The 19,046-nt window shown below is 55.3% G+C and carries 9 protein-coding genes; 1 reads left to right on the top strand and 8 read right to left on the bottom strand.

Annotation, left to right across the window (positions count from 1 at the left end; translation table 11 throughout):
- Nucleotides 1–9: 9 nt before the first annotated feature.
- Nucleotides 10–7,290, top strand: coding sequence for a T9SS outer membrane translocon Sov/SprA (gene sov, locus LX66_RS00525; protein ID WP_145709935.1), 7,281 nt, complete (start codon nt 10–12; stop codon nt 7,288–7,290).
- Nucleotides 7,291–7,402: 112 nt separating this feature from the next.
- Here the strand turns inward: sov and LX66_RS00520 are convergent, their stop codons facing one another.
- From LX66_RS00520 to guaB, 8 genes are all read right to left on the bottom strand, one after another.
- The gene (locus LX66_RS00520) at nt 7,403–8,908 is read right to left on the bottom strand and encodes a malate:quinone oxidoreductase (protein WP_145709934.1); all 1,506 of its coding nucleotides are present in this window, start codon (nt 8,906–8,908) and stop codon (nt 7,403–7,405) included.
- Nucleotides 8,909–9,019: 111 nt separating this feature from the next.
- Nucleotides 9,020–9,181: a hypothetical protein gene (locus LX66_RS28110; RefSeq protein ID WP_158642497.1), complete on the bottom strand. Its 162-nt coding sequence runs from the start codon at nt 9,179–9,181 to the stop codon at nt 9,020–9,022.
- Between the two features lie 155 nt (nt 9,182–9,336).
- Nucleotides 9,337–10,092, bottom strand: a complete 756-nt coding sequence (locus LX66_RS00515) for an SDR family NAD(P)-dependent oxidoreductase (RefSeq protein ID WP_145709933.1) — start codon at nt 10,090–10,092, stop codon at nt 9,337–9,339.
- A gap of 89 nt (nt 10,093–10,181) precedes the next feature.
- On the bottom strand, nt 10,182–12,101 hold the full coding sequence (locus LX66_RS00510) for a PKD domain-containing protein (protein ID WP_145709932.1): 1,920 nt from the start codon (nt 12,099–12,101) through the stop codon (nt 10,182–10,184).
- Nucleotides 12,102–12,205: 104 nt separating this feature from the next.
- Nucleotides 12,206–14,845, bottom strand: coding sequence for a PKD domain-containing protein (locus LX66_RS00505; RefSeq protein WP_244620341.1), 2,640 nt, complete (start codon nt 14,843–14,845; stop codon nt 12,206–12,208).
- A gap of 55 nt (nt 14,846–14,900) precedes the next feature.
- Nucleotides 14,901–15,698: an alpha/beta fold hydrolase gene (locus tag LX66_RS00500; RefSeq protein WP_145709930.1), complete on the bottom strand. Its 798-nt coding sequence runs from the start codon at nt 15,696–15,698 to the stop codon at nt 14,901–14,903.
- Complete coding sequence (lnt, locus tag LX66_RS00495) at nt 15,682–17,325, bottom strand: apolipoprotein N-acyltransferase (protein WP_145709929.1); 1,644 nt, start codon at nt 17,323–17,325, stop codon at nt 15,682–15,684. The genes LX66_RS00500 and lnt overlap by 17 nt, the downstream gene beginning before the upstream one ends.
- 182 nt (nt 17,326–17,507) lie before the next feature.
- Nucleotides 17,508–18,980, bottom strand: a complete 1,473-nt coding sequence (gene guaB, locus LX66_RS00490; protein ID WP_145709928.1) for an IMP dehydrogenase — start codon at nt 18,978–18,980, stop codon at nt 17,508–17,510.
- Between the last annotated feature and the right edge of the window lie 66 nt (nt 18,981–19,046).

Raw genomic sequence — 19,046 nt, 5'->3', positions numbered from 1 at the left:
CTATTTCGCTTGGCAAGAAAGACATATTTTGGTGCTTTTGCAGTAATAGGCGTCGTATCTTTTTTTATTGTTGACACTGCCGCAAGAGGAAGTTCGGGAATTGGCCACAAGTATGTAGAATATCAAAAGACAGATACAACCGCTAAAGATACCAGACAGCAGAAAGATACCCTGAAATACCCCCTGGAGGACCGTCATGGCAACGGTATAACAGACCCTGTGCGGAACGCGATCGATCTGAAAGACCCTTCTAACATCAAAAGGTCCGTGGAATACGATCCCGTGACCCGGCAATATATCATCACCGAAAAGATCGGCGATCACTATTACCGGAACCCCACTTACATGAACTTTGACGAGTTCTATAAGCTGCAGTCCGAAAAGAGCGAGCAAAGCTACTGGCAGAAAAGAGCGTCCACCCTGGGCAACCTGAACCAGATAGGCTCCGGTCCCGCCCTGTACAGCGGCAGCAGCCTGTTTGACCGCGTATTCGGCGGCAGCAAGGTGGATATCCGCCCCCAGGGTAGCCTGGACCTTACCTTCGGCTACCAGGGCCAGAACATCAAGAACCCCGTGCTGGTAGAACAGGCCCGTAAGAACGGCGGGTTTGATTTCGACATGAACATCAACATGAACGTGACCGGCCAGATAGGGGACAAGCTGAAGCTGATCACCAACTACAATACCCAGTCTACCTTCGATTTTGAGAACCAGATAAAGCTGGAGTACACCGGCTATGACGATGAGATCATCAAGAAGATCGAGGCCGGTAACGTGAGCTTCCCGCTGCGCAGCCAGTTGATCTCAGGCGTACAGTCCCTTTTCGGTATCAAAACCCAGTTGCAGTTTGGCCGCCTGACGGTGACCAGCGTGCTGTCCAACCAGAAATCACAGAAGCAGAACCTGATGCTGAAAGGCGGTACCCAGGTACAGGACTTCACCATCCGGGCAGACGAGTACGAGGACAACCGCCACTTCCTGCTGGCGCAGTTTTTCCGGGATACCTTCAATTACGCCATGTCCAACCTGCCCATTATCCGCTCCCTTTCCTACGTGAACAGGATAGAAGTATGGGTGACCAATAAAACCGGCGCCACCACCAACACCCGCGACATCGTGGGCCTGATGGACCTGGCGGAGCGCCGGCCCTACAATACCAACCTGCAGGTAACCGGCTCCCAACTGCCATCCAACGGTACCAACAACCTGTACAGCCAACTGGCCAACGACGGGGGCGCCCGCTACACCGGTACGGTGGTAAGCCGCCTGCTGGCCCTGGGCCTGCAACCGGTGCAGGAGTTTGAGAAAACATTCGCCCGCAAGCTGGATTCTACGGAATATACCCTGAACCGGCAACTGGGCTACATCTCCCTGAACCAGCAGTTGCAGCCGGACGAAGTGCTGGCGGTAGCCTACCAGTACAGTTACAATGGCCGGGTATACCAGGTGGGGGAGTTTTCCCAGGATGTGCCGCCGGACCAGAACAACAGCGCCAACCAGCAGATATTGTTCCTGAAACTGCTGAAAGCCACCTCCGCGCGTCCCAGCCTGCCCATCTGGGACCTGATGATGAAGAACATTTATTCTACCAACGCCTTCCAGTTGAACCGCGAGGACTTTAAGCTGGATGTGTACTATAAAGATCCCGGCACCGAGGACCGCGCGCCCAGCGACAAACGCTATATACCGGATGCGCAGGGCCAGTACGCCGGCGCGCCCATTATCACCATCCTGAACCTGGACCGCCTCAATAACCAGAACGACCCCCAGCCCGACGGGGTGTTTGACTATGTAGAAGGTTATACGATCAACTCACAGAACGGGCGTATTATGTTCCCGCAACTGGAACCCTTTGCAGAAGGGCTGCGAAAGGCCTTTGGCGGTGACCCCGCCCTGGAGAAGCAATACCTCTATCCCGTATTGTACGACTCCATCAAGGTGGTGGCGCAGCAGTTCCCGCAACTGAACCGTTATATACTAAGAGGCTCCTACAAGTCCGCCAACTCCTCGGAGATTTCCCTGGGCGGTTATAACATTCCTCCCGGCTCCGTGACCGTTACGGCCGGCGGGCAATTGCTGCGGGAGAACGTGGATTACGTGATAGACTATAACCTGGGCCGTATCAAGATCATTAACGGCGGGGTGCTGAACTCCGGCGTGCCTATCAATGTGCAGTTTGAGAACAATGCTTTGTTTGGCCAGCAGGTGCGCAACTACTTTGGCACCCGCCTGGATTACCTGGTGAACGACAAGCTGAGCTTCGGCGGCACCATGGTGCGCATGAGCGAACGACCCTATTACCAGAAGGTGAACTATGGGGATGACCCCATCAAGAATACCGTGGTGGGCCTGGATGTGAACTATAACTCAGAATGGAAAGGGCTGACCCGCCTGCTGGACAAGCTGCCCAACTACAGCACCACCACGCCTTCCAACATACTGTTTACCGGCGAGGTGGCCCGCCTGTTCCCCGGCCACAGCAAGCTGGTAAACGCCGCCGGCACCAACCAGGGGCAGGTGTTCATCGACGATTTTGAAGGCTCCCAGAGCGGCTACGACCTGAAGTTCCCGGCCACCAGTTGGGCCCTGGCCTCAACACCTGCCTACGCTACGGATGCCAACGGCAACATCCTGTTCCCGGAAGCCACCCTCCCTGATTCACTGGATTATGGCAAGAGCCGGGCAAGGCTGGCCTGGTATATCATTGAGCCTACCCTGCAGATACCCAGGTCACCCGGGCTACCCTCGAATATTACAACCAGGGAACAGTCCGACCCCAGGACACGCCTGGTCTACCAGAGAGAGGTGTTCCCCAACCGTTCTACGGACTTTGGGCAAAGCCAGCTCAGTACCCTGGACCTGGCCTACTATCCAACAGAAAGAGGGCCCTATAACTTTTCACACATGACTTCCGACGTGGAAGCCAGCGGGCGCCTGCGGAACCCGCAGCGGAAATGGGCCGGTATCATGCGGGCGATTGACAACAGCGATTTTGAGACCGCCAACGTGGAGTTCATCGAGTTCTGGATACAGGACCCGTTCATCAAAAATCCCAATAGCAGCGGTGGTCAATTGTATTTTAACCTGGGTAACGTATCTGAAGATGTGCTGAAGGATTCCCGCAAATTCTTCGAGAACGGCCTGCCGGACCCAAACCAGAATGCCAACCAACTGGATTCCTCCCACTGGGGCCGCATTCCCAAGTACCAGCAGCAGTTGACGCAGGCATTCGATAATGATCCCAACATCCGCTCTTACCAGGACGTGGGATATGACGGCCTGCGCTCTACAGCGAACGACAATGCGGAACGAATCTTCTACCGGGATTACCTGAACAAGCTGCAGGCCACCTTTGGCGCCAGCTCTCCCATTTACCAGCAGGCGCTGAACGACCCGGCCAATGATGATTACCACCATTACCGCGGCGAGGACTACGACCGGGCAGGTTTGGATATCCTGCAGCGCTACAAGCGCTTCAGCAACCCGGAAGGCAACTCGCCCGTATCCACCGGCAATTCCCAGTACTCTTCCGCCGCCACGAACATACCGGAGTCCGAGGACCTGAACCGGGACAACACCATGAATGAAACGGAGGAATATTTCCAGTACCGGGTAGAGTTGAAACCCAATATGGACGTAGGGGAGAATTACGTGGTGGACAAGATCACAGTGGATGTAACGCCACCGAATGATAGTGCTTACCAGGAAGTATGGTACCAGTTCAAGGTGCCGGTAAGCCAGTACGACCGCCGTGTGGGCAATATCCCGGACTTCAAGTCCATCCGCTTTATGCGTATGTTCCTTACCGGCTTCCAGGACTCCGTGGTGCTGCGCTTTGCCAAGCTGGAGCTGGTGCGCAACCAGTGGCGCCGCTACCTCTACAAGCTGCAGCCCGGCGATCCCGTGCCGGTGGATGAATCTACCAACTTTAACACTACCGCTGTAAACATTGAGGAGAACTCTTCCCGCAAGCCTATCCCCTACGTGATACCACCGGGCGTGGTGCGGCAGAACACCATCAGCACCAACAACACCACCCTGCAGTTGAACGAGCAGGCCCTTTCCTTACAGGTGTGTAACCTGCAGGACGGCGACAACCGCGGTATTACCAAGAACCTGGGCCTGGACATCCGCCAGTACAAAAGGCTGCAGATGTACGTGCACGCGGAGGCGGTAGACAATCCTACCTCCCTGAAGGACGGGGAGCTGCGCGCTATTGTGCGCCTGGGCAGCGATTTTGTGAGCAACTATTACGAGTATGAAATACCGTTGACGGTATCGCCCTGGTCCAACTCCACCGATGCCTACCAGATATGGCCCGAAGCCAATAACCTGGACCTGGAGCTGGCCAAGCTTACCCAACTGAAGCAAAGACGTAACCTCTGCGATACCTGTTCGCCTATTCTGCCCTACACGGAGCAGGACGGCAACAATTTTATGAGCGTGGTAGGTAATCCCAACCTGGGTGATGTAAGAACGATCTTAATAGGGGTATACAATCCCAAGAACGACGGGCTGGCCAAATGTACCGAGGTATGGTTCAATGAGCTGCGCCTGACAGACTTTGACGAGAAAGGCGGCTATGCGGCCACCGCGCGCATGGACCTGCAACTGGCAGACCTGGGCAGCATCAGCGTGTCCGGCAACATGCACACCGCCGGCTTTGGCAACGTGGACCAGCGGGTGAACGAGCGCTTCCGCGACAACTACCTGCAATACGACGTGGCGGCCAACCTGGACCTGGGTAAGCTGCTGCCCAAGAAAGCCGCCATTTCCATACCGGTGTATGCCGGTTACTCACAGTCCGTGAGCAACCCGGAATATGATCCGTATGATATGGACATCAAGCTGAAGGACAAGCTGCGTATGGCCCGGTCCGATGCGGAGCGGGATTCCATCAAGCGAGATGCGCAGGACTTTACCTCCATCAAGAGCCTGAACTTTACCAACGTGCGCAAGCTGAACCAGGGAAAGTCCAAGCTGCAGTTGTGGGACATCGAGAACTTTGACCTCAGCTATTCCTTTTCCCAGATCAACAGTCACAACCCGCTGATAGAGAATGATGTGCTGACCAAGCACCGCTTTGGGCTGGGGTATAATTTCGCCGGGCAGAGCAAGTTCCTGACGCCGTTCAAAAAGCTGTTCAAGAGCAAGTCCAAATGGCTGGACCTGATCCGCGACTTCAACGTGAATTATGTGCCCTCCATCATCAGCTTCCGGGCAGACGTGTCCCGGCAGTTTGGCGCTACCCGCATCCGCAACATAGGTGGCGACGGCACTTACAAGCTGCCTGAAACGTACAACAAGTACTTTACCTTTGACCGGTATTACGGCCTGAAATGGGACCTGACCCGCAGCCTTACCATAGATTTCAACGCGGTGAACAACGCCCGTATCGATGAACCGTCCGGCCGTATAGATACGGACGCGAAAAAGGACAGCGTGCGCAGCAACCTGTTCAAGGGCGGCAGAACCACCAACTATTTCCATTCCGCCAATGTCACCTATACCCTGCCCACCAGCAAGCTGCCCCTGCTTAGCTGGACCAACATTGCGCTGGGCTATAACACGGAATACCGCTGGACAGGCGCCTCCCGCCTGGCCCTGGAACTGGGTAACGCCATCGAGAACTCGAACAACAAAACCGTAACGGCCGAGTTCAAGTTTAATGAGCTGTATAACCGCTCCAGGTTCCTGAAAAAGGTGAACAGCACCGGGCGCTCCGGCGGCGGCAATAATAACCGCAATATGCAGGGCAACAACCAGAATATGCAGAACAACCAGCAGCAAAACAAGCAGCAGAAGAAGGACGATGAGGAGGAAGCCGAGATATCGCCGCTGCTGAAAGGCCTGCTGCGGCCCCTGCTGTCCATTAAGCGCATTGCCATCAACTATTCTGAAAATGCGGGTACCCGCCTGCCGGGGTATATAGACAGCACCAAGGTGCTGGGTATGAACTGGGCCTCCATGGCACCGGGCCTGGGATTTGTGTTTGGCGCGCAGCCGGACAAGGCCTGGCTGGATGATTTTGCCGCCAGGGGATTAGTTACCCCGGATACCCTGTTCAACATCCAGTTCCAGCAGCAGTTTACCCAGCGCCTGGATGCGCAGGCGCAACTGGAGCCGGTACCGGACCTGCGTATAGACCTGAACATTACCAAATCATTTACCAAAACGCATACGGAGCTGTTTAAGAATACCACGGACTCCCTGGGCAACGAGCTGGGCTTCCAGCACCTCAGCCCCTATGATGCCGGTGGTTTTGAGATCACCTACATTGCTATCAAAACCCTTTTTGGTAAGATCAACGCGGAGAACGGCATGTCTGAAACGTTTAGGAATTTTGAGAACTACCGTCAAACGATTTCCCGGAGGCTGGCGACTCAAAATCCCTACAACAGCATTCCGGGCACGCCTACCTATAATACCAAGGACCCGACCTATTACTACGGTTACAGCCGTTACGCGCAGGATGTGCTGATACCTGCTTTCCTGGCCGCCTATACCGGCAAGGACCCGGAAACCATCGGGCTGCTGAAGCAGAATAATTCCAATGTGCGCAGCAACCCGTTCAGCAATTTTATACCCAAGCCCAACTGGCGTGTTACCTATAACGGGCTTACCAAGCTGGAGCCTTTCCGCGATGTGTTTACCAACTTCGTGCTGTCGCATGCCTATACCGGTACGCTCAGCATGAACTCCTACAACACCGCCATGCTATACCAGGATCCGCGGCTGGCCGGCTATCCCGGTTTCATTGATACGGTGTCCGGCAACTACATCCCGTACTTCCTGGTGCCCAACCTGACGATGACGGAACAGTTTGCACCGCTGATCGGTTTTGACATGACCTTTACCAACAGCCTCAATGCGCGCCTGGAGTTCAGGAAAAGCCGTTCCCTGAGCCTTAGCCTGATAGACTACCAGCTCACGGAGCTGCGCTCCACGGAGATCATACTGGGCGCCGGTTACCGCATGCGCGGCTTCCCGCTGCCCTTCCGCATTGGCAAGGATGGCGGCAAAAAGCTGGAAAATGATATGAACTTCCGCCTGGACCTGAGCTACCGGGATGATAAAACGGTGAACAACCGCCTGGATGCCGACCTGGTGATACCCACCAGCGGACAGAAGGTGATCGGCATTATGCCTACTATTGACTACGTGGTAAATAACCGCCTGAACCTGCGCTTCTTCTACGACCGCAGGCAGACCATACCGGTGATCTCCACGGCCTATCCCATCGTGAACACCCGGGGCGGGATCACGTTACGGTTTATGCTGGCGCAATAGGAAATCCCAAATTCCAAAATGCAGGTAATCGTCCAATTACCGGTAACAGTTCAGTATTATTGATGGCCTGCCTGCATTTTGGGATTTGGGATTTGGAATTTTATATTCTGCACTACTCCTCCACCATCTCCTCAACGCCCAGCTTCAGGGCCCCGTTGGTCCAGGTCCTGATCTCATCACAGAGGCCGGGGTTGTCAGAAAGCCTCAGGCCGTAGGAGGGGATCATTTCCCTCAGCTTGCCCTGCCATTCAGGGGTGGCCATCTGGGTGGCGAAGCAGCGTTTCAGCAGGTCCAGCATGATGGATACGGCGGTGGAAGCGCCGGGCGATGCGCCCAGCAGGGCCGCGATGGTGCCGTCTGCCGCGCTTACTACCTCGGTGCCGAATTCCAGCACGCCGCCGTGCTCGGGATCTTTCTTAATGATCTGCACGCGCTGCCCGGCGGTTTCCAGTTCCCAATCCTCCATTTTAGCGGTGGGCACATAGGCCTTCAGGGCTTCCAGGCGGTCTTCGGGCGACTGCCGCACCTGCTCTATCAGGTAGCGGGTCAGGGGGATATTGTCGATACCCGCCGCCAGCATGGGGCGGATGTTGTAATACTTGATGGATAACGGCAGGTCCAGGAAAGAGCCGTATTTCAGGAACTTGGTGGAGAAGCCGGCGTAGGGGCCAAACAGCAGCGCCTTTTTACCCTCGATCACCCGGGTATCCAGGTGCGGTACGGACATGGGGGGGGCGCCTACAGCAGCTTTGCCATATACTTTGGCCGCATGTTGCTCAATCACTTCCGGGTTATTGCAGATCAGCCATTGCCCGCTCACCGGGAAGCCGCCAAAACCCTTGCCTTCCGGGATGCCGGATTTTTCCAGCAGGGGCAGCGAGCCGCCGCCGGCTCCTATGAATACAAACCTGGTGGTAACGGTCCGTTTGATGCCGGTAGTGGCGTTCCTTACCGTAATATTCCAGCGCCCGTCCTCGTCCTGCTCAATGTCGCGTACTTCGTGGGCGGTGTAGATGGTTACGCCCTCCTGTTCCCGCAGGTAATTGCACAGGCCGCGGGTAAGCGCGCCAAAGTTCACATCGGTACCGGCCTCCATGCGGGTAGCGGCCACCTGCTGCGCAGGGTCGCGGCCTTCCATTACCAGGGGCATCCATTGCGCCAGCAGGGAGGGGTCTTCGGAGTAGGCCATGTCCCCGAACAGCGGGTTGCTTTTCAGCGCCTCCTGCCGTTTTTTCAGGTATGCTACATTGGAAGCGCCCCATACAAAGCTGATGTGGGGGATCTGCCGGATAAAGCTTTCGGGAGATTTGATGTAGCCTTCCTGTACCAGGAAAGCCCAGAATTCCTTGGATACTTCAAAAGATTCAGCGATCTTGACGGCCTTGGAGATATCAATACTACCCTCCGGGCGCTCCGGGGTGTAATTCAGCTCGCAAAAGGCGGAATGACCGGTGCCGGCATTATTCCAGGCATCGGAACTTTCCCCGGCAATAACGTCCAGCCGTTCAAAGATATCGATGGTGATTTCCGGCTGCAGTTTCTTGAGCAACATACCAAGCGTAGCACTCATTATGCCTGCCCCAATTAACACAACATCAGGCGCTGCTTTTGAAGACATATCTATTTATAGCTTTTAAGCCTGCAAAATTAATACTTAATGATCAAAACTAAAACGGCCCCGGCTTTGTAGCCGGGACCGTTCCAAAATCTTTCTTCTACATTGCATACATCAACTGTAGCTGAGCGAGTAGCCCTTTTCGTCCGCCCAGTCCTTACGCATGGCCCAGCGGCCATAGTTGTTTTTCCGGGATCTGTCGGCGTAAAAGCGCCATTCTGCTTTCCACCTGGGATAGTACAGGCGCAACATAAATACTGTTACAAAAGTAAGCATAGGGATATGGTTATAGATTATAGGATAGTTAGCATAGCCTTGATGAAAAGTGTAACAAATAATTAACGTCGTTCCAAATATATGAAAGTTTCCAAATATATTCAAAATATTTAACCTATAAAATCACATGTTGATGTTAATTTAATATACGGGCATTATTGCCGGTGGTAATAGTAGGCGTTGGCCTGCTGCAGGGGGGTAAGCACCAGGTCGTTAATGCACACGTGCGGCGGCAGGGAGGCGCAGTAGCAGATCACATCCGCCACGTCGGCCGCGCTGAGCGGCGTCAGCCCGTTGTATACGCCTTTGGCCCTGTCTTCATCGCCTTTAAAGCGCACTACGGAAAATTCTGTTTCCGCCGCACCCGGGTGTATGCCCGTTACCTTGATGCCGTAAGGCAGCAGGTCTATGCGCATGGCCTGGGAAAGTGCGTCCACGGCCGCTTTACTGGCGCAGTACACATTTCCGTTGGCATATACCTGCCGGCCCGCTATGGAGCCGATATTGATAATGTGGCCCCGGCCCTGTGCCTTCAGCCAGGGGATCACGACGCGCGATACGTATAGCAGCCCTTTCACATTTGTATCCAGCATGGTGTTCCAGTCCTCCGTGCTGCCTTCCTCCACGCTGCTGAAGCCTAGCGCCAGCCCGGCGTTGTTTACGAGCGTGCGCACCTTTTTCCATTCCTCGGGTATGCCGCCCAGCACGGTGTTTACAGCATCTTCATCGCGTACGTCAAAAACAAGGGGCAGCACCCTGATGCCGTGCTGCTGTTCGAGTTTTGCTTTTAATGCGGTGAGTCTTTCCTGCCTGCGCCCGGTGAGGATCAGGTCATGTCCCTGGCCGGCAAATTTCTCTGCGCAGGCGGCTCCAAAGCCGGCGGTTGCGCCGGTGATCAGTATGATAGCCATTCGTTTGGTAGTTTAAAAAGTAATAAGGTATGCTGCAAGATAAACCTGAAGTAGGAAATAGGAAGTAAGATTCTTACTTCCTATTTTAATTACCGCACTAAAGTTACCGTTCCTTTCCGTAAGATGGTCTGGCCGTTCAGATCTTTTCCGCGTAGTATCCAGATGTAGGTATCCACAGGAGCGGGCCTTCCCCTGATGGTGCCGTCCCATCCGTTGCGGAAATCAATGGAAGCATGTATCTCCTCTCCCCAGCGGTTGTAAATGCGGAAGAAGTCGTAGCTGACAAAGCCTACGGGAATGAAACGGAAGCGGTCGTTCATCCCGTCGCCGTTGGGAGAAAAAGCGTTGGGTATATAAACATCCGGGCCCAGGTAGTATTTTATATTAATGGTATCATAGCCCACGCATCCCTGCGAGTTGGATACCCGCAGGAGGTATTGTATGTCCTCATGCCAGTTTACCACCGGGTTGGCAATGCCGTTATTGCTGAGGCCAAGGGCGGGCTGCCACTCATAGAATTCCCCGCCGCTGGCCTGCAGGGGCAGTAGCTGGCCCCTGGCCAGTATGGTATCATTTCCGGCAAAGGGCTTTACTTCGTATATCCGTAACTGCTGGGTGACGGATTTGTTGCAGCCCTTGTCCGTATCAATGGTAAGCGTAATGGTATACATGCCTCCCTCCGGGTATTGCAGGGCTACGCGCTGGCTGCCGGCCGTGAGGTTGGGCAGCCCCAGGTCCCAGTGCCGGCTGGTGATCTGCCCGTATACATAAGAGGAGGTATCTTCAAAAACAACCGGCCGTTCCCGGCACAGCCCGTCCACTGTAAAGCCCACCCGCAGCCCCGGGTAATTGTTGATAATGCCGGTGCTGCTGTCCACGCAGGGCAATCCGCGGTTTACCACCAGCTTTACGGTGTAGCGGCCGGTATCGGGAAACTGGTGGTAGAAAATGGCTTTATCATACGTAGTGGTGTCCGTACCATCGCTGAAGCTCCAGTAATAGGAGGAGGTGAAGCCGGCATTGCTGAAATTGGGAATGGCCACGCGGAGGTCCGCGGTATCGGTGCAATTGTTCAATACATCGGGGAGGTTGGCCCTTACCGTTGTTTTGCAGCTAAATACCGTTAGCAGGATATCCTTGTGATGGGTGCCCAGGAGCCGCCCGGTCACCCGGTCGTATTCGCTTACGCATACGGATACCACAAACTTACCGGGCCGGTTAGGCGTACCGGTCAGCATGCCATGGCTGTCAATCGTGATCTGCGGCGAGCCGCCCATGGGATTGGCGCCGGAGTAGGGAGGGATGTACCGCACCAGGTCGTCATAAGGCGGTGGCGTAGTGGCATTGCTCTCATTGCGGGCGCTGCCGCCTGTCAGGGCGCTGCACAGGCTGTAGGTCAGGCTGTCGCCATCCGGGTCCGTAGCGGCGTAATCATACCGGAAAGGGAAATCGGCGCAGATCACGATCCCTACATCCTTGCTGAAATAAGCGCTGTTATTATTAGGCCGGCTTTCCGTGCCGGGGATCACGGTGTAATAAGTGCTGCCTTCCTGCTCGGAGCTGTAGATGTTGGCCAGCTTTTCGCCGCGGCAGCAGCGCTGGTAGGCAATATAGTACCCGCCGTAACGCGGGGCCAGGTCTACCGTGTCGCGGTAAAACGCTACGGCCAGGTGCTGGGTTTGCGGCGCCAGGCAGGGGTTTTTTAGGGTATCCCTCAGCGACCTGGTTTCCTGGATGTACAACAGTATAGAGGGGGTGGTGCGCATGCCGTCCGCAGTATAGATGTTAATGGGCACCGGGTTCTCAAAGCGGTCCAGGCAGCCCTGCCGGTCCCCGCAGGTAAAGTCCGCATCCCGGTACAGCTTCAGTGTGACCAGGTAGCGGTATTGCCCGCTGATGGCGTTATAGCCTACGGTCTGGTAATAGATCTCTCCCCCAATAATGTGGTAGGCAACTGCTATAACGTGGATCAGACAGCAGCAAATGGTGAGGAGAAGTAGTTTGCTCATGTGATTTGCTAGGGGATGCTGGCATATACCTCTCTGAATTTACTAAAATTCCCGCACTTCCTGAAATGAAGTTGATAACTGGTAGCCGATTGCCTGTAAGTGGATCAGCGCACCAGGGTAACGGTGCCTTTCCGCAGCAGGGTGTTGCCATGAATGTCCTTGCCCTGCACTACCCACACATAAGTGCCGATGGCGGCGGGGCGTCCCTGGAAGGTGCCGTCCCAGCCTTTCATATACTCCACGTTGCTGTACATCATTTTGCCCCAGCGGTCAAATACGCGGAAAAAGTCCATCTGCACAATGCCCACGGGCAGCGGCCGGAAAACATCGTTCAGCCCGTCTCCGTTGGGCGAAAACCCGGTAGGGATGTATATTTCGGGACCGGTAATGAACCGCAGGTGTATATCGTCCGATGCAAAGCAGCCTTCCGCGGTATACACTGTTACGGTATAGGTGAAGTCGCGGTTAATGAAGGTCCAGGGGGTGTCAATGGCCGGATCGCTCAACCCGTCTACAGGCGTCCACTCATAGCGCGTGCCGCCGGTAGCATGCAACTGGAAAGGCTGGTCCTTGATCAGGATGGTATCGTTGCCTGCAAAGGCGGGCACCGGTGGTACTACATTGATGCGCACCGTGTCGTTCACGGCTTTGGGACAGCCCAGTACATCGGTGACCGTTACAATAAAATCGGTGGTGTCCGTGGGCCGGGCGGCGGTTACGGAGCGGGTGGGGAAGGTCACCAGCGAGGCAGGCGTCCACTGGTAGGAGGAGCCGCCGCTGGCCTGCAGGTTCACCTGGTCGCCGTAACAGATGGTGGTATCCTCGCCGGCATAGGCGGCAGGCGGGTCTACCACCCTGTAATTGATGGTGTCCCGTGAGCTGCAGGAGCCCAGCGTTACCTCCACGGCATAGGAGGCTGCCGGGGCAGGGGGTGTTATGTAAGCGTCCGGGTTGTTGCTGACCACTGTATTGGTGGCCAGGTTCCACCAGGCAAATGCGTAAGGCCCGTCGGCTGTTGCCTGCAGGTACAGCTCATCTCCGGTACATACCGTACTGTCCGGCGGTCCGTATACCCGCAAAGTATCTTTTATATCTATAGCTATCCGCTGGCTGTTCACGCAGCCGGTGGCATCGGTAAACGTAACGGTATAGGCCGTATCCTGCGGAGGGTCTACTATGGGCGTGGCCGTATTGGCCCCGGTAATGAAATAGTTATTGGGGGTCCAGGCATAGGTGCCGTTCACAATGCTGGATGCGCTTAGTTGCAGCCGGTCCTGGTGACAAAGCGCGGTATCGCTGGTGGTGGTCAGCGGCGGTCTGTCATAAATGGTAATGGAGTCATGAATGGTGCGCTCGCAGCCCTGGCTGGTGCGTATTAATAATTGCACATCATATACGCCGGGCGTGGTGTATTGATAGGTTGGGCTGTTCAGCAGCGAGGTATCGTCCGTGGCGGCGGTATTGCCAAAATCCCAGCGGTAATAATTGATCGCATCACTGCCGCTGCTGGTGGTGGAAGTGTTGCGGAACTGCGTGGGCCGGGTGGTGCACAGGCCGCTGTAGTCAAAGTCCGGCCGCAGCATGGGAAATACATATACCGTGGCGGTAGCGCTGTCGCCGCAACTGCTATTCCGGTCCACGTACAGCGTCACCGTATATACGCCATCCTGCGTATAGGTATGCTGCAGCGGGTCCAGGCTGGTGGTAGTGGAGTCCGTACCATCGCCAAAATCCCAGTAATAGGTTTTGCCCGGCGTGCTGTTGTTGACGAAGTTGATCGTATAGCCGTCGCAGTCAGCATATTTGTCCGGCATGGAAGCCGTTACCAGCCGGGTGCAGGTAGTTACGGTCACGTGAAAGTCCTTGCGGTGCACGCCGATCAGTTGATTACCCCGGTACTCGCGCACGCATACGGTGATCACGTACTTGCCGGCCGGCGGCGCTATGCCGGAGATGACCCCGGTTTGCGGATCGATGGTGGCATCGGCGCCCAGGGGGCTGCTGCCGGAGTAGGGTGTTTGATACGGCACACTGGAATACGGCGGTCCTACTGCCGCAGGGGGAATGCCCGTCTGGTCAGTGGTTTGCCCCCCTCCGTAAGCCTCGCAGAAGTAGTATTCCAGGCGATCCCCGTCCGGGTCGGTAGCAGAGAAATCATACGTGAATTTTTTACCTGCGCAAACCACCACGGCCTGGTCGTTGGTAAACACGGGGCTGGAATTGCCGAGAATACCGTTATTGCGGCCCGGCAGCTCTGTATAATAGGTGGCGCCGTTGCCGGGGTTGTTAGGATCGCCGGGTACGCGGGTATCTATAATGTTCTCTATAAAATTATCGCGGCAGCAGCTCTGGAAGGCTACGGTGTACCCCTGGTCGTTTTCAGGTACGGTGATCGTGCCTTCATAAATGCCGATCTCGAAACATATCTGCGGTGGGTTTACAATACAGGGGTCCACCTGCCCGGAGGTGACGATCTGCACAGGGCCGCTCCGCGGAAACTGTTGCAGGTCGGTCCGGCTGCCGTTATCCTTGCTGAAAACGGCAAAATATACGCTGGGCGGCATTTCTGCGATATTGCCGCCATGCTCGCACACGCGGAACAGCTTGAGGGTGATCCGGTACTGGTGCATACCTGTACCAGCAGGTCCCAGGTATTCGTAGTACATTTCCCCGCCTATAATATGGGAAGCCTGCGCAATAGATACACAGGCAAGGCATATTATCAGGAGAGAAAGACGTTTCACTTGTGTCAAATAAGGTTAGGTTATTGGGTGCGTAGCCGTTACTACGGCTATTATATTATAACTGGCAAAAATCCATGAATTGCTGCAGCGCCAGGGTACTTGCTTCCGCTGTTTCCCACATGCCCATATGCCCGGTATCCTCAAAAATGTGGATGCTGCTGCGGCGCGGCAGTGTTACCTGCGGCAGCACGCTGTCAATGGGTACGGCCGTATCATCTTTCCCGATGATGAACAGCACCGGCACCCCTGCTTTCTCCAGCACTGCTTTCCGGTCCGGGCGGCGCAGCATGGCTTCGTAGTAAGCCAGCAATGCTTCTACCCGGCATTGCATGCCCATTTGTACCAGGGCATCTACCAGCGCCGGCTGGCTGCTTTTGGTGGCGGGGCTGAACATGCCCGGCACCGCCTGCCGTATGAAAGCTTCCGCGCCATATTGTTCCATCAGTTTGATGGACTTGCGGCGCGCTTCCTTTTTTTCCTCGGTGTCTGCAGCGGCAGTGGAATGCACCAGCCCCAGTCCCTGCAGCAGGTGCGGGTATTTTTCCGCAAAAGCCAGTGCCACATAGCCACCCATGGAATGGCCTGCTATTACCACCTTGTCAATACCTTCTGCTAACACTATGGCATGTACGAAATCCGCCATGCTTTCTATACTCAGGGGGTAAGTGAGCGGCGAGTTGCCGCTGCCGGGCAGGTCGGGCGTAATAACACGGTAGCGCTCCTGCAGCTTGTTTTGCTGATGCTCCCAAATAGCGCCGTTTTCCGGGAACCCGTGGATGAGCAGCAGCGGGGCGCCTTCGCCGTTTACCTGGTACGCGCCGATCGCGTTCTGATCGTTAACTTCTTTCCACATATGCTTTCCTGTTAGTGAAGCGTAAAACAATCGTGTAAACAATCAACAATATACAAAATATCAGCGCTCCCTTGGAAAGCAGGTCGCCGTACCTCACATAGAACGTAAAAGTATACCCAGGTGTTACATTTCCCTTTATAACGGCTTCTTCCCAGTAGGGCTGGGGCTGCTGCAGTTTCCCCGCAGGGGTAATGAAGCAGGAAATGCCGGTATTGGCGCTGCGGGCTATCCAGCGCCGGGTTTCAATGGCGCGCAGCCGCGCGTACTGCAGGTGCTGCCGGTGCCCTTCGGTGCGGCCCCACCAGCCATCATTGGTGATAATAAACAGCAGGTTGGCGCCCAGCCGTACATGTTGGGCCACAAACTCGCCGTAAATAGATTCATAACAGATAGTGGGAAATGCCTTTATGTGTTGTGCGGTGTTTTCCAGCACTTCCGCCCCCGGCGTGCGCCCATAGCTGCCGGTAATGCCGCCCATGTCCAGCGCCCAGCTTTCCATAAAGCGGAGGTAGCGGGAGTAGGGCACCAGTTCCACCCCTGGCACCAGCCTGGATTTATGATATACCTGTATGGTGCGGGAGGTGTCTATCTGCAGGGCGGAGTTAAAAGCGTCAAAATACCCGCCGTTCTCCATAGGCCGGGCGGAGTAAGGCGCTTCTTCCTTGTCCTTGTAGTATTTAAGCGTGGTGGCGCCGGTGATCAGCCTGGCTTTGGGATATTGCCGCAGCAGCTCGCGCACTTTTTGTACGGCCAACTGCTCATTCAGGTTATGCTCCCAGGCGCCGTGTGGGAACAGCGCGGTTTCCGGCCAAACAATATAAGCGGTGTTGCTGTCCGCCTGTTGCCGGGTCAGCGCCAGGAACTTTTGTAGCTGTGGGCCTTCCGCATCGCTGGCAAACTTGTCATAGGGGTCTATATTGGGCTGTACCACCACGATGGGCAGCGGGCTGGCCTTTGACGAGCGGGATACCTGCATGCCCATGCCCACGGCTACGATCGTGCTGACCAGGAAAGGGAGGAGGATCACCAGGGCGGGTTTCCAGGCTTCTTTCCAGAGAAAAGTGCTAAAGGGCACCTTATAATCCCCGCGGTGCTGCCAGCAGGCGTACAGGGCAATATTACCGCCCAGCACCCACAGGGCGCCGCCGCTGCCGCCGGTGTATTCATACCACTGTATCCATTCCGGGTGCATGGCAAATACATTGCCGAGGTTCAGCCAGGGCCAGCTCAGTTCCCAGTTCAGGTGGATGTATTCAAACGTTAACCAATATACGATCAGCGCAAAGTAGCTGCCACGGTTGCCCAGGCGTTTGCGGCTGTTCTTGAACCCCAGCCAGGGCACGGTCATGATCAGGGCATTGGTTACATTGGCCAGTACGCCGCTTATGGGTACCGGCGTATTGCCCACCCACCAGGTAGTGCCCACGTTCCATACCAGCATGGCCAGGAATACGCAGCCGAAATATACGCCCCGGTGCTGTACCAGGTCGGTAAGGCGCAGCAGCGGTATAAAGGCGATGAAAATGAGCAGCGTAAGCGGAGAAGTAGGCCATGCCGCCCACAACAGTAAGCCGCTGAGCAGGCCTAACAGCCAGGGAAGAATGCGTTGGGTACTACGGTTAGCCATATATTATGCAATAGTGGTCAAAAATAAGGTATTGATGTTAACGGTACATGAAAAATCGATCACCGGCCGGTATCTGCCGCTTATGCCGGTGGCGCCATGCGCATAAAAAAGGCCGGGAAAAAATTCCCGGCCCTTTTTCTCTATTTAGCATGAACATTTCTCAGGTTTTTTTCAGCCTTTGGTTAACGGCTGTAGTTCGGCGCTTCCTTGGTGATCACCACATCGTGCGGGTGATTCTCCTTCACGGTAGCCGCAGTGATCTTGATGAACTGCGCTGCCTGCAGGGCCTTCACATCTTTGGAGCCGGTAAGCCCCATGCCTGCGCGCAGGCCGCCTACAAATTGCGCGATCACTTCAGACAGGGTGCCTTTGTAGGGAACCCGGCCTACGATGCCTTCCGGCACCAGTTTCTTGATATCGTCCTCTTCCTGGAAGTAACGGTCCTTGCTGCCTTCCAGCATAGCTTCTACGGAGCCCATGCCGCGATAGGATTTGAATTTACGGCCTTCGTAAATAATGGTCTCTCCGGGGCTTTCTTCCACGCCGGCAAATATGGAACCGGCCATGATGCAGGAAGCGCCTGCGGCCAGGGCTTTTACCATATCGCCGGTATAGCGGATACCACCGTCGGCTATCACCGGTACGCCGTACTTTTTGATCGCTCCGGCAGCATTCATGATGGCGGAGAGCTGCGGAAAGCCTGCGCCCGTTACCACGCGGGTGGTGCAGATGGAGCCGGGGCCCACCCCTACTTTTACCGCATCCGCGCCGGCATCCACGAGGGCTTTGGCGCCTTCGCCGGTAGCTACGTTACCGGCAATGACCTGCAGCTTGGGGAATGCTTTTTTCAGTTTCTTCAGGGTGTTCAGCACGGCAATGGCATGGCCATGGGAGCTGTCCAGGCAAACTACGTCCACACCTACCTGTATGAGGGCCTGCGCCCGGTCCTGCACGTCGGGAGTGATACCCAGGGCGGCGCCTACCAGCAGGCGGCCGTATTCGTCTTTAATAGCATTGGGATAGCTGGTCAACTGCAGGATGTCGCGGTAGGTGATCAGCCCTACCAGCTTACCCTGCTTGCTGACTACCGGCAGCTTTTCGATCTTGTATTGCTGGAGTATTTTTTCTGCTTTTTTCAGGTCGGTGCCTTCGGGAGCGGTTACCAGGTTGTCTTTGGTCATTACCTCGCTTACCAGGCGTTTGGCGTTCCTTTCAAAGCGGAGGTCGCGGTTGGTGAGGATGCCTACCAGTTTCTTCTGCTCATCTACAATGGGAATGCCGCCGATGCCGTTCTCTTTCATCAACTGCAAAGCCTGTCCAATGGTGGCATTGGCGTGCAGGGTAACAGGGTCCAGTATCAGGCCGTTCTCGCTGCGTTTTACGCGGCGCACTTGCTCTGCCTGCTTTTCTATGCTCATATTCTTGTGCAGTATGCCGATACCGCCCTCCCTTGCCAGGGCAATTGCCAGGTTGGCTTCCGTCACCGTATCCATAGCGGCGGACACCATCGGGATGTTCAGCTTTAATTGCTTGGTAAGTTGGGTGGAGATATTTACTTCTTTCGGCAATACTTCAGAATAGGCCGGAACCAGGAGTACATCGTCAAATGTTAGGCCGTCATCTACAAACTTCGGTTTGGTTTTTCCCGCAGGCATGTTGCAATTATTTGTGCTGTTTAAAAATAATTGCACGCAAATGTACGGCTATTTACGGAATTAGAA

The sequence above is a fragment of the Chitinophaga japonensis genome, from assembly GCF_007830125.1.
Lineage (GTDB): Bacteria > Bacteroidota > Bacteroidia > Chitinophagales > Chitinophagaceae > Chitinophaga > Chitinophaga japonensis.
This window is presented reverse-complemented; position numbering and strand designations above follow the sequence as displayed.